This is a genomic window from bacterium, assembly GCA_024226335.1.
Classification (GTDB): Bacteria; Myxococcota_A; UBA9160; order SZUA-336; family SZUA-336; genus JAAELY01.
In genome coordinates, this window is sequence record JAAELY010000049.1 from 36,747 (window position 1) to 49,144 (window position 12,398).

Genomic DNA, 12,398 nt, shown 5'->3' on the forward strand with positions numbered 1-12,398 from the left:
GCATTCTGCAGTCGAGGCAGACAAGGTCACAGGGTGCCGAGGCCGTATCGCCGCAAGCAGCGATAGACGGTGCTTGCGGCCATGAGAGCGAGATCCCGGCCTGGCGGCAGGCCTCCGAGACGTTGCCGAGTTCCTCGACCTGCGCGAAGGGGCGAAGCCGAAAAGCCTGTACCTTGTCGTCGAGGGTCATCGCGCATACGCCCAAATTGTTGTGTCGTAACTACAACTTGGAACGGATGGGCGCCTGGCCCTCACTCGTTTCAGATCAAAGGTGTCTTAGCAGGCTCAGACTAGATGTCGTAGTAGAGTTCGAACTCGTGCGGATGGGGTCGCAGCGCGACCTGCTGGCACTCGTTCTCGCGCTTGTAACCGATCCAGGTCTGGATGGCGTCCTCGGTGAAGACGTCTCCCTTCAACAGGAAGTCGTGATCGTCTTCCATGCAGTCGAGGGCTTCTTCGAGGCTGCCGGGCATCACGGGGATGTTCTCCAGCTCTTCGGAACTCAGCGAGTAGATGTCCTTGTCCATCGGCTCGCCCGGATCGATCTTGTTCTCGATACCGTCGAGCCCCGCCATGAGCATGGCCGAGAATGCCAGGTAGGGATTGCAGGTCGGATCCGGGAAGCGGGCCTCGAGGCGCTTTGCCTTCGGGCTGGCCGAGTACATGGGAATGCGGATCGAAGCGGAGCGGTTGCGACTGGAATAGGCCAGGTTCACCGGAGCCTCGAAACCCGGAACCAGCCGCTTGTACGAATTCGTCGTCGGGTTCGTCAACGCGGCCAGCGAACGGGCGTGCTTCAGGATCCCGCCGATGTAGTACAGGCAGGACTGCGATACGCCGGCGTACTCATTCCCGGCAAACAACGGCTTGCCGTCCTTCCAGAGCGACTGGTGAGTGTGCATGCCCGAGCCGTTGTCGTTGAAGACCGGCTTCGGCATGAACGTAACTGTGTGGCCGGCGTTCTTGGCCACGTTCTTCACGCAGTATTTGTAGAGCATCAGCATATCGCCCATCTCGACGAGCGGGCTGTAACGCATATCGATCTCTGCCTGACCGGCGGTGGCGACTTCGTGGTGCTGACACTCGATATGCAGTCCGAGGTCCTCCATCTGAAGAACCATCTCACTGCGCAGGTTCTGGAACGAATCGGCGGGTGAGACCGGGAAGTAGCCTTCCTTGTAGCGCGGCTTGTGGCCGAGATTCGGACCCTCATCGCGACCGCTATTCCAGCGACCCTCGATGGAATCGATGATGTAGTAACTCTCTCTCTCGTTCGTGGCGTAGCGCACGTCGTCGAGGATGAAGAACTCGGCCTCGGGACCGATGTACGCGGTGTCCGCGATGCCCGTCAGCTTGAGATAGTTGACCGCCTTCTGGGCGATGTGACGCGGATCGCGCGAGTACGACTCACGGGTGATCGGATCGACGATGTCGCAGATCATCGAGAGCGTCGTGTGGTCGCAGAACGGATCGATGAAGGCGGTGGTCGGGTCCGGAATGATCAACATGTCGCTGCTGTCGATGCTCTTCCAGCCGCGAATACTCGACCCATCGAAACCAAACCCGTCTTCGAAAGAGGACTCGTCGAGTTCGTGCATTGGGAATGTGACGTGCTGCCACTGTCCCGGCCAGTCGATGAATTTCAGGTCGAGCAGCTTGGCGCCTTCAGCGGCAGCATAATCGAGCACGTCCTTGGGGGTTCGGTCGTTGTGCATGGTCCCTCCGAGGGGGTTGGAGGCGCTGCTTGGCGCCCGGAAGACAGGAACTAGATAGCGTCTTCGCCGCGATCGCCGGTGCGGATTCGTACAGCTTCGAGGACGGGCAGCACGAAGATCTTGCCGTCACCGATGCGACCCGTATTCGAGGCGCTCTGAATGGCTTCGACGACCTTTGGACTGAGATCGTCGGGAACGACGATCTCTATTTTGATCTTGGGTAGGAAATCCACGACGTACTCGGCGCCGCGGTAGAGCTCGGTATGGCCTTTCTGACGGCCGAAACCTTTGACCTCTGAGACCGTGATGCCCTGGATCCCGATCGAATTGAGGGCGTCTTTGACCTCGTCCAGCTTGAACGGTTTGATGATCGCCTCGACTTTTTGCATGGGGCGGACCTCTCTCCCGGGTTTCCGATAGGCAAGTGCCAAGCCTTATACCACAAACTACAGGGGCTTCTCAGTAGCGAATACTGCCCCGCCCCACGAGGTATCGGGCGCAAAGTGAGAGGGGCCTTCGCCGTACCGTGGCGAAGGCCCCTCGGGAGACAGGTGGGCTCCGGGCACCCCCGTTTTCGCTGCTTTCGACTAGTCGAAGCTGTACGAGACCTCCAGATAACCCGTGACGGCATCCTCCTCGTTGTCGGACACCGAAGGGGTGGTCGTACCAGACGGGAAGATCTTGTCGGTTCCCGTGGACCAGTCCGCTCGATCGAAGCGGACTTCGGCGCGGGTGGTCAGATTGGGCGTCATCGCGTAACTCAGAGTTCCAGTCAGGCTGTAGAAGACCGCGTCCTCGGTAGCCGGGAACTTCTCCGTCTGCTTCAGGGTCCGCGTGCCCTTTTCGTCGAAGAAGTACTCGCCGCGCAGGGCGAGACTCAGTTTGTCGTTCAACTGAATCTGGGTCCCGACCTCGGCGCCATACCAGATGCGATCGTCGTAGTCGGTCGCTACGAATCCGGCCACGTCTTCCTGCTCTCCCCAATCGGCCTGGAGCCAGAAATTCAGGGAGTCAGAGGCTTTGTAGGTAGCGACCAGATCGACGATCAGGGCATCGTCGGTCTGACGTTCGCTGGTCGTATTGACCGTACTCGCCGGACCGAAGCTCGGAGGCTGCCTTGCCATGTCCGCACCGTAGTAGGTCTGTAGCGAGGCGCTCAACGGTCCTCCGCCGTAGCGGAGCTGAGCCAGGATTCCCTTGTTCTCGTTCAGGTCCAGTGCGTTGTTGAAGCCGTTGGTCACACCAGCGGCCCAGCCCAGGTTCTCATTGAACTGGCCCGAAGCCAGCACTCCGGTGTGGAGCAGCGGAATCGCCCAGGTGTAGAGCAGGCCGTGGCTGATGTTCGGGTTCTCGACTGAGTCGAGCACTTCATAACCCAGCAGTGTTTCGAACTTTCCAAAGAGAAAGTCCACGCCGTTGTGGTTGTACATCAAGTACGCCTCTTGAATGAAGAGGTCCGTATCGGATCCACCCGGAGAAGTGGTGTAACCCGAAAGGCTTGCTGTACCGGTGTCGAGGATCGCGGCGTTCTGCCCGAATAACAGATCCAACTGGAAGCCAGCTGTACCGGAACCGTTAGTCGGTTTGCCAATCTCGAGTTTTACGGCGTCGAGACTGAATGTGTTGTGATTGCAGTTGAACTGGCACATCGGTTGCGTGGTGGTCGGAGCCGGGCTGCCAGTGCCCTTCGTGCCTTTGCTCGGATTCTCGCCCGCCCAGACATAGGAGGCCGCAATATGCCCCCCTACTTCCAGGCCGCTGAAGAATCCGTCGAGCCCACTGCCCTGACTGACGTCCGGTGCAGATTCCACGTGCCGATCCAGCAAATCTCTGTTGACCGCGATCGCCTCTTGCCGCTCGTCGATCCTGTCTTCGAGCGCCAGCAATCGCTCCTGGAGCGCCTGGAGACGCGCTGTTGCGGCTTCATCAGCCTGCGCGACGGGCGGTCCCAGTACGACTGCAGCAAGTGCGGCGGTCAGTACGAGTACTTTGAATCTCATATGCTTCCTCCTGTAGCTCGCACTGATCAATCGAAGCTGTAAGAGACTTCGAAGTAGCCGGTCACACCGTCTTCTTCCATGTTCGGAGACGCCCCCAAGGTGTTGCCCGTGGGAAAGACCTCATCGATCGAACCGCTCGCGTCGAGACGATCGTATCGGACTTCCATGCGAGCCGAGAGGTTGGAAGTGAGCGCATAACCCAATGTCCCGGTGAGGCTGTAGGCATTCATATCCGTCTTGGCACCCGTTGTCGGGCCGAAGCCGAGGCGGTATCCGTTTTCGTCCACGAAGTACTCACCGCGGAGGGCGAGACTGAGCTTGTCGCTCAGGTCGATCGCACTGCCGACCGCAACACCCCACCACTGAGCGGTTTCAAAGCCGCCTCCGATTTCGGACAGATCCTCCTGCTCGCCCCAGTCGATATTGAGCCAGAAGTTGAGATCGTCGGACGCCGTGTACGTAGAGACGAGGTCGATGATCAGGGCGTCATCCTTACTTCCGTGCCGAGTCGTGCCATTGACGACCGCTCCGGTGGAGACCGAAGCGTTGTCGGCGCCGTAATAGGCCTGCACGGACGTGGCCAATGGACCTGCGCCGTAGCGGATCTGGGCGAGCAGGCCCTTGTTGTCATTGAGATCGATCGCGTTGTCGAAACCGTTGGTTACGCCCGCGGCCCAACCGAGGTTCTCGTTGATTTCACCGGATGCCAGGAGACCCGTGTGAAATAGCGGGATGGCCTTGGTGAAGAGGATCCCGTGACTGATATTCGGATTCGCGGGAGAATCGAGAACTTCGAAACCGAGAAGCGTTTCGAACTTACCGAAGGTGAGCTCGGTCCCATTCAGGTCGTAGGCCACGTAGGCCTCCTGGATGAAGAAGTCCGTGTCGGACCCGCCTCGGGCAGTCGTGTAGCCGGAAAGGCCCGCGGTGTAGGCGTCGAGGATGGCGGCGTTCTGCCCGAACAGGAAGTCCAACTGGAAACCGGCGGTACCGGGTCCGTCGAGCGACTTACCGATCTCGAGCTTCACCGCATCGAGCGTGAACGTATTGTGATTGCAATTGAACATGCACAGCGGCTGGGATCCGACCGGCGCCGGGCTGCCGGTGCCCTTCGTGTTCTGGCGCGGATTCTCTCCCGCGTACACGTACGAAGCCGTCAGATGGCCGCCCACTTCGAGCTTGCTGAAGAAGGCGTCGAGTCCGCTGCCCTGAGAAACGGCAGGCATTGCCGAGTTCCTGAGCAGATCGCGCTGTGCCCGGATCGTCGCCTCGCTGTCCTGAAGTTTGTCTTCCGCTGCGAGGAGCCTTTGCTCCAGTGCCCGGATCAGCGCGACGTCGTCGTCAGCCGCGAGCGCGGATGGCGCAAAAGCCACCGTGCATAGCGCGGTTGCGAGCGCCAACGGGAAATACTTGATCTTCATAGCCCCTCCTTCAATTGGATCGCGGAAGCGACCCTTCAGGCCTGGTCGTATTGTTCTTCATCTTGAGAACACACGACTGTAGAACGTGCTGTTGCAGTTTTGATGCCGTTGGCGTGTCGTTGTCCGCGCACAAAGCGTAGGGGAAACACATCGAGGCAAAACTAGCCTTCGGGGTGTTTCGTACGGCCGGCGGATTTTCCGCCCGGCGCATGACAAGCATCACGTTTCGAATCTCCTAGGGGGGAGAACCGCGAACGCACTAGACCGTGGGGATTCGAATCGGATCCACCACGAGAGCCGCTAAACATACGCAGAATGTCACAGTGTACAAGGGGCATACACCAAGGACTCTCTCGCCGTTCTTAAAACGAGTTAGGGACGGGTCTGTCGACTCCCGACCATCGGGTTCGCCGTCAGCCACGCTCGCGTGCGCGGTGATCCGTCCACGCGCGCTGTCCGTTCCAGTCTTCGGACGTCTTCAATCGTATCCACGTCGTGATGCGCGGGCAGAAGTTCGCTGTTCAGGCCGAGCGATCGCGCGCATTCGAGTGTGCGCACCAGCACGTCTGCCGTACTCATTTCGATCTCGAGCAGCGCGTCGCATACTCGGCGCACCGATCAGGTTGTACACACCGTCCAGATCCGGACACAGAACCAGATCGGAGTGTTCCAGCGCTTGAAATGCTCGGCCCACATACTCCGCTGGAAGCGTGCGGCTGTCGGTACCCGGTAGCACAATCCGATCGTAGCCCTCTTCCGCATGTACCCGAAAAAGTGCCGCCATACGTGCGGCCAGATTGTCTCCGTTCTGCACGAGAAGGCGCGCGCCAAAGGCCGCACGAGATTCAAACCACGCGCGGGACGAGGCGGGCCAGTACCAAAGGATCCGATCTTCGGTACGGTTCCGGTATTGCTCGAGGATATCGAGCCGCATGGCCTCGTAGAAATCTCCGGCCTGCTTAGGCGAGAATGAGGGAACAAGTCGAGTCTTGACGGTTCCAGGGATTGGCTGCTTGGCGAGAAAGGCGAGAATGCGGCGACTCACGGAGGGACTATATTCCATCCCAGTGAAGCAACACACGAGATGCGCCCGTGCAAGAACCCTCTGGCTGTGGCTGGGACTTTTCGCGTGCTCTGGCTTGCCGCTCGGGTGCTCGAGCGAGGAGGTCGCACCTTCGCGACACGTCCCGCTCGAAGAAACCGTGCGGCACATCGTGCGATCGGTCGAAGAACGCGCGGTTGGACCGGTGATCGATCACATCTCCCACGAATTCGAGTCTGAAGACGGGCTGCTATTCGTGGATGTCCAGGCCGTGATTGAAACGTTCTTGCTACGCGGTGAAAAGATCGGCGTCCGACTCGAGAATCTCTCGATCGAACCGGCCGACGGGGAACGCAAACGCGTACAGGCGTGGCTTTCGTTCGTCCGAAAAACAGCCATCGAACCCGACCGCTCCCTGCCTCCGGGCGCGGTCATCTACGCGTTCGACCTGATTTTCGAACACCGGGAAGGACGCTGGCAGGCGCTCTCGGGAAGCTACGAGCGGCAATAGCGCTTCATTCAGGCGGTCCGAGCACCTGCGCGGATTGACCTGCGATCTCCAGCGGCGAGCCGGGTGCCGCACTGGCCGTTTTTACATAGCCCAGCGCGAGATGGCCGCTCAGAGGAGAGAAAGTCGAACTGGTGACCTCACCGACCCCATGCCCCTTTGCGAGGATCTCGTCCCCCGCCACAGTCGGTCCTGAGGCCGCGATCTTCACGAGCAAGCGATTGACCGCACCCCGCGAGGCAATGCGCGCGACGATCTCCTGGCCGACGTAGCAGCCCTTGGTAAACGAAATGCGGGCTTCCAGCCTCGCTTCCTGAGGAAAATTGCGCCCGCTCACGTCGATTCCAAAGGCGGGAACAAAGGCTTCGATCCGCAGCACCTCGGATTGGGCAGCGTCCAGGAGCGGCAGTTCGAGGGCCTCGCGCAGCCCATCGAGTTGCTCTGATGAACCCAGGAGACGCACACCCTGTTGGGTGAAGGAACCCCCGCCATAGGCGAGTAGAAGCGCGTCGCGCCAGTCGACAAGCACGCAAGCGCCGAATTCGGGTGCGGATACACCGACGGCCTGAAGCCTTTCTCGGGCGCCAGAGCCTTCGAGTGAAAGGCGATCGAATCCGGAAGACAGAGTCTCGAGCCTCACGTCGTCGGCGATGATGTGCTTTTCGAGCATCTCCAGGAGCGCGTTGTCGGCGCCCGCTGCCACATCGAGCCAGATCTCGTTTTCGAATGCCAACGCGCTCAGGTCGGCGATCGGGTGGCCCTTGCGGTCCAGTTGCAGCGCCTCACACGCCTGCCCGGCCGAAAGCCCCGCCACATCATTGCTCAACATTCCATTGAGAAAGCGCACGCGGTCACCGCCCGTCACGCGAACCGTCCCACGTCCGGCGGGAGTAAACCACGCGGCCGTCGAGCCGGCGAGGGTGCCCAGCAGGTCTGCTTCAGAAACTTCGAATCGGGGGGTCGCCACACGCGAAAGATAGCGCGGTGTGGCGCGTGCTTCAGGCGGCTCGCACCAGCTTGGCTTGATACGCTTTCCAGCGGCCCATCATCTTCTCTGCAACCTCGAGGTCGGCATCATTGTCGATGTCGAGCGCAGCGCCACCCAGGCCCGTGGTGATCGCTTTGAAGTCGGTTCGCAGCATGGCTCCGATACCGCGTTCGACCGTTTCGAGCTTCACCCACGAGCGCACCCGATCGGCGAGTTTGCGGTAGCCACGGCGATCCAGGAGCAGCCCCAGGTGCATCAACGAGTAGAAGAACAGCACCCAAAGATTCCGCCACTCGCGGCGCAGGATGCGCCATCCGAGTCCCAGCAGGGAGCCGACTTCTTTCTGATAGCGGTTCTCGTACACATCCTGGATGTAGTGTCGATTTCCCATCTTCAGCGGACGCACATAGTGCAGGTTGTTCTGGCGGTACAGACCTTCTGCCAGATGGAAGCAGGCCATCTCTATACCGGGTTGATCTTCACTGGGTAGATAGGGCGCGAGGGCGACCTCGGGTGTGAGCCCCAGTGCATAGTCGACTTTGGCAGCTTCCGAGTCCTGGATGAAGCGCGAGATCTCCTCGGGAACCACCAGGGGAATATCGGTCGGCACCACGAGGATAGAATGTTCTGGATCGGGATCCGGAGAGGGCAGGGTGCGCAGGAATGCGTGCCAGACGTTCTCGTACAAGGAGTCGCGTTGTGGCATGACGTGGATCGGACGGCCGAGCGACGCCGCGAGCGTCAGGCAACCGTGTTCGTGAATCGCACGCTCGATCCGCGGGGCATTGCCGACCACGAAGACTTCGTCGACTTCGGGCGTGTGCAACAAACTCTCGAGCACGTGCACGAGCATCGGCTTGCCGCAGATATCCAGAAAGCCCTTGCTGCGGCCGCGCACGGAGCGACTGGCTCCGCGGTCGCCCGCCAATAGAACCGCCTGAACGCCCATGGTTTCCTCCTGATACTCTCAGCATACCGCCGCGCGGGAGTCGCCGGCAATCCCGCAGCGATCCCCCCCCTATTGGTGGGCGGGCAGACCTGCGGGTGGCGCTCGGAGCGGTTCAGCAGAAGGCAAGGCGGGTGCAGGGCCTGGGTAGCTCTTTGCCAAGCGCGGTGGATTTCGTGCAGACTTCGGTCCGCACGCTTTCGTGCGGACCGAAGGAGATCCCATGCCCAGCGTTGTTGCGACGATCAAGGTAAAGGCTGACAAGATCGAGGAGGCCACGGCCTTTTTTCAGGAGCTTTCCAGCGACTGCTTGAAGAACGAAGCCGGCACCACCGCCTATACCGTTCACCAGCGAGTCGACGATCCCACGGTCTTCATCTTCTACGAAAAGTACGTGGATGAAGAAGCCTTCGCGATCCACGGCAAGAATCTCCGCGCCCACGGAGCGAAGTTCGTCGGCGTGCTCGACGGAGCGCCCGAAATCGTGATGTTGCAGGAAGTCTGAACGGCCCCTCCTTCTTTGGTATCGCGCCCGTGATCAAGAATCTGGGAACGCTGTTCGTTTCGATCCTGGTCGCACTTGCGCTGTGCGAGGGAATGCTGCGCCTGGCCGGGAATGATCTCCTGCCGGAGCCCGATCTTTACCGGCTGGATCCAGACGTCGGTAAACGCATGCGTCCGAACTGGGAAGGCCGTGAATTCGGCATCGACGTGCGCACGAATTCCAGGGGGCTTCGCAATCCCGAAATCGGCTACGAGCGCACACCGGAAAAGACGCGCGTGCTGGTCCTGGGTGACTCGTTGACGTTCGGCTACCGCCTGCAGGAAGAGCAGAGCTATCCACGCCTGCTCGAGGGAATCCTGAACAGCGCGCGACCGGACGATCCTGTCGAGGTCATCAACACGGGCGTGGTCGGGTACTCGACGCGTCAGGAAGCCGCATTTTTGCGCGTGGAGGGCGTGCGATATCAACCCGATGTGGTCCTGCTCGCGTTCTACCCGGTCAACGATACGCACGCAAAGCTGCGCAAGTACGAGCGCTACAATCGCCTGCGCGAGATCCATCCGTGGTTGCTCGAGATCTACACATTTCCCCGGAAACTGGTCCTGCGGGAGTTCATTCGCGGCACCCGCCTGATGCTCAAACACAAGACCGCGAGCCTGCGCGTTTCCCTGTCAAAACAGCTGGGGTACGTGGATCAGGGCGCAGAAGACATTCTGGAAGACGACTGGACCGTCGGCTACCGGAGCGGGGCACGGGGCTGGCAGACAGCCGCGGCAGCAATTCAGGAAATCGGCGACCTCACGCGTAGGATCGGAGCCCGCGGGATGGTCGTGCTCTTGCCGGATGTGCAGGACCTGGCTCGCTATCGCGACGAGTTCCACGGGCGGGTAGCCCCGCTGGTGGAGGCGGAAGCCGAGCGGGCGGGGCTCGCATTCTACGATCTCGAGCCAGTCTTCCGGCCTTACCGCGGTGATGAAGATCGCATCCGCTTCCCCGGTGAGCGCCATCCCAACGCCGAGGGCTATCGGCTGATTGCAGCGGCAATTGCCAAACCGCTCCGGAAGCTGATCGAAAACGCAGGGAAACCGGGCACTTAGAGAATTTGGTGGAGATGAGCGGGATCGAACCGCCGACCTCTGCGTTGCGAACGCAGCGCTCTCCCAGCTGAGCTACATCCCCGGAAGATCCCGTACGGTATAGCCCCACCGGTCCCTGAACAAGTGCGAGCGCCGTTCGCGCCCAGATTACGGCAAGTCCACCGTCTGACTGCCGATATGTAGAGCGTGAGCCGGAATGTCATCGGAATCGATCTGGGCACCCTCAACAGTTGTGTCGCTGCTGTCCGCGAAGGGCGTGCGGAAGTCCTGCGTGGGGACAATCGCGGCATCGTTCCGTCGTGTGTGGGCTTCAAGGACGGCAAAGTCCTGGTGGGCGCCCCGGCCAAGCGACACGCGGTCTCGGATCCGCAGTCCACGCTGATCGCAATCAAGCGACTGATCGGCCACGCCTTCGATTCCAGGGAAGTGCGGGAGGCCGCAGAGCAGCTTCCGTACAAGATCAAGAAGAGCCGGCTCGGAAGCGTCGTTCTCCAGATCGGCGATGAAGAACTCTCACCCGTTCAAGTCTCCACGCTGATCCTGGCCAAGGTCAAGGAGATCGCAGAAACCGCCCTCGGCAGTCCTGTCGGCGAAGCGGTCATCTCGGTACCCGCGCACTTCAACGACGTACAGCGCAAGGCGACAATGCTGGCCGCTGAAGACGCCGGTCTCAAAGTCCTGCGTTTGGTGAACGAGCCGACGGCCGCGGCCTTCGCATACGGGTACAAAAAGGCCAAAGACTTCACACTCGCAGTGTACGACCTGGGCGGTGGCACCTTCGACGTAACGGTACTGCGCGCCCGAGGAAACACCTTCTCGGTAGTGGCAACCGACGGCGACTCGTACCTCGGGGGCGAGGACTTCGACCTCAAGATTGCCGAGTGGCTCGAAGCCGAATTCACCAGCGAGTTCGGCCAGGGGTTCGGCGAAGACCGCGCCGCGCGCCAACGCGTGAGGGAAGCGGCAGAAAAGGCAAAGGTCGAACTCACCGAGGTCGAGACTTCACAGATCGAACTCCCGTTTCTGACCAAGCTCGACGACGGCACACGGCCGGGCTTCTCCCGTACGATCACACGCGCCAAGGTGGCCGAGCTGGTTTCACCGTTGATCGCGCGAACGCGCGAGCTATGCGAGCGCTGTCTTCAGACAGCCAGCATCTCGGTCAACGAAATCAGCGAAGTTCTGCTGGTCGGCGGTCAGAGTCGCATGCCGGCAGTCCGCGAGGTGGTGCGTGATCTGTTTGCCAAAGAGCCGCGCCGAGACATCAATCCAGACGAAGTCGTGGCGATGGGCGCCGCTCTGTACGCCTACTCGCTGGTCTCCGACGATCTCGCCCAGGAAGCTGAAGACGAAGCGAAGGAATCGTTCGCAGTCGCAGTCAAGGAGACCTCGGTCGCCCGCAAGCTGGTCAACGAGATCGCAGATCTGGGCACAGCTGAGATCGACAACAAGGCACTGGCCGATCGACTCGAAGCCCTTCTCGCAGCGGCCGAAGCGGGCGGTGCTGCAAAGGTTTCAGAGCCCCAGGTAGACGACGATCCAACCCAGCCATCGATGTACACACTCGATCCGCACAGCTTGCCACCGGTAGCTTCAGATCCGCCCCCTCAGCCGAAAAACGGCAGCACGAGCCAGCCTATCGGCCGCGTCCATACGCAGCGCAGGATCGCCGCACCGGAACCTCCAGCACCCAAGTTCGACGAACCCGTCGACCAGGTCGAGCCGTCGATCGCGGAACACGATCCGCTCGATGACTCTCTCAGCGCAGCCCAGACCGACACGGCCAGCGCGGATGAACCGGCACTGCCCGAACTCGACGAGTCTCCGGCGCTCGAACTCGACGAACCCGTCGATGACTTCCCCGCGCCCAAGTTCGATGAGCCCGTCGACGACTTCCCCGTGCCCAAGTTCGATGAGCCCGTCGACGACTTCCCCGTGCCCAAGTTCGATGAGCCCGTCGACCAGGTCGAGCCGCCGATCGCGGAACACGATCCACTCGATGACTTTCTCAACGCAGCCCAGACCGACACGGCCAGCGCGGATGAACCGGCACTGCCCGAACTCGACGAACCCGTCGATGACTTCCCCGTGCCCAAGTTCGATGAGCCCGTCGACCAGGTCGAGCCGCCGATCGCGGAACACGATCCACTCGATGACTTTCTCAACGCAGCCCAGA

General features: G+C 60.8%; 11 protein-coding genes and 1 tRNA gene. 4 read left to right on the forward strand and 8 right to left on the reverse strand.

The window, feature by feature from the left end:
- Positions 1-290: 290 nt before the first annotated feature.
- The 5 genes from glnA to GY725_02390 all read right to left on the reverse strand — a co-directional run bounded on the left by glnA (position 291) and on the right by GY725_02390 (position 6,181).
- Positions 291-1,715, reverse strand: a complete 1,425-nt coding sequence (gene glnA, locus GY725_02370) for a type I glutamate--ammonia ligase (protein ID MCP4003020.1) — start codon at positions 1,713-1,715, stop codon at positions 291-293.
- A gap of 50 nt (positions 1,716-1,765) precedes the next feature.
- Entirely contained in the window at positions 1,766-2,104 is a 339-nt protein-coding gene (locus tag GY725_02375) for a P-II family nitrogen regulator (GenBank protein MCP4003021.1), read from the reverse strand.
- Positions 2,105-2,302: 198 nt separating this feature from the next.
- On the reverse strand, positions 2,303-3,715 hold the full coding sequence (locus tag GY725_02380) for a porin (GenBank protein MCP4003022.1): 1,413 nt from the start codon (positions 3,713-3,715) through the stop codon (positions 2,303-2,305).
- Between the two features lie 26 nt (positions 3,716-3,741).
- On the reverse strand, positions 3,742-5,136 hold the full coding sequence (locus tag GY725_02385; protein MCP4003023.1) for a carbohydrate porin: 1,395 nt from the start codon (positions 5,134-5,136) through the stop codon (positions 3,742-3,744).
- A gap of 478 nt (positions 5,137-5,614) precedes the next feature.
- Positions 5,615-6,181, reverse strand: coding sequence for a DUF2064 domain-containing protein (locus GY725_02390; protein MCP4003024.1), 567 nt, complete (start codon positions 6,179-6,181; stop codon positions 5,615-5,617).
- A gap of 157 nt (positions 6,182-6,338) precedes the next feature.
- Here GY725_02390 and GY725_02395 point away from each other — a divergent pair, with 157 nt between their 5' ends.
- A complete protein-coding gene (locus GY725_02395) occupies positions 6,339-6,689 on the forward strand; it encodes a hypothetical protein (GenBank protein ID MCP4003025.1) in 351 nt (116 codons plus the stop codon).
- Between the two features lie 4 nt (positions 6,690-6,693).
- Here the strand turns inward: GY725_02395 and GY725_02400 are convergent, their stop codons facing one another.
- Positions 6,694-7,653 carry a folate-binding protein YgfZ gene (locus GY725_02400; GenBank protein MCP4003026.1) on the reverse strand — a complete coding sequence of 320 codons (960 nt, stop codon included), beginning with the start codon at positions 7,651-7,653 and terminating at the stop codon, positions 6,694-6,696.
- Between the two features lie 31 nt (positions 7,654-7,684).
- Positions 7,685-8,623, reverse strand: coding sequence for an NTP transferase domain-containing protein (locus GY725_02405; GenBank protein ID MCP4003027.1), 939 nt, complete (start codon positions 8,621-8,623; stop codon positions 7,685-7,687).
- A gap of 220 nt (positions 8,624-8,843) precedes the next feature.
- Here GY725_02405 and GY725_02410 point away from each other — a divergent pair, with 220 nt between their 5' ends.
- A complete protein-coding gene (locus tag GY725_02410) occupies positions 8,844-9,125 on the forward strand; it encodes a hypothetical protein (protein MCP4003028.1) in 282 nt (93 codons plus the stop codon).
- 29 nt (positions 9,126-9,154) lie between these two features.
- On the forward strand, positions 9,155-10,222 hold the full coding sequence (locus GY725_02415) for a hypothetical protein (protein ID MCP4003029.1): 1,068 nt from the start codon (positions 9,155-9,157) through the stop codon (positions 10,220-10,222).
- A 6-nt stretch (positions 10,223-10,228) separates the two neighbouring features.
- On the opposite strand, the gene GY725_02420 is transcribed toward GY725_02415, so the two are convergent.
- Positions 10,229-10,304 (reverse strand) — tRNA-Ala (locus tag GY725_02420).
- A gap of 104 nt (positions 10,305-10,408) precedes the next feature.
- Between GY725_02420 and GY725_02425 the strand changes: the two genes are divergently transcribed.
- Positions 10,409-12,398: Hsp70 family protein (locus GY725_02425; GenBank protein ID MCP4003030.1), on the forward strand; the 1,990-nt coding region annotated here is incomplete at its 3' end.

Excerpts from the sequence above, each read along its gene's own strand:
- GY725_02375 (MCP4003021.1), bottom strand. The coding sequence starts at position 2,104 with ATGCAAAAAGTCGAGGCGATCATCAAACCGTTCAAGCTGGACGAGGTC.
- GY725_02385 (MCP4003023.1), bottom strand. The coding sequence starts at position 5,136 with ATGAAGATCAAGTATTTCCCGTTGGCGCTCGCAACCGCGCTATGCACG.
- glnA (MCP4003020.1), bottom strand. The coding sequence starts at position 1,715 with ATGCACAACGACCGAACCCCCAAGGACGTGCTCGATTATGCTGCCGCT.
- GY725_02410 (MCP4003028.1), top strand. The coding sequence starts at position 8,844 with ATGCCCAGCGTTGTTGCGACGATCAAGGTAAAGGCTGACAAGATCGAG.
- GY725_02380 (MCP4003022.1), bottom strand. The coding sequence starts at position 3,715 with ATGAGATTCAAAGTACTCGTACTGACCGCCGCACTTGCTGCAGTCGTA.
- GY725_02405 (MCP4003027.1), bottom strand. The coding sequence starts at position 8,623 with ATGGGCGTTCAGGCGGTTCTATTGGCGGGCGACCGCGGAGCCAGTCGC.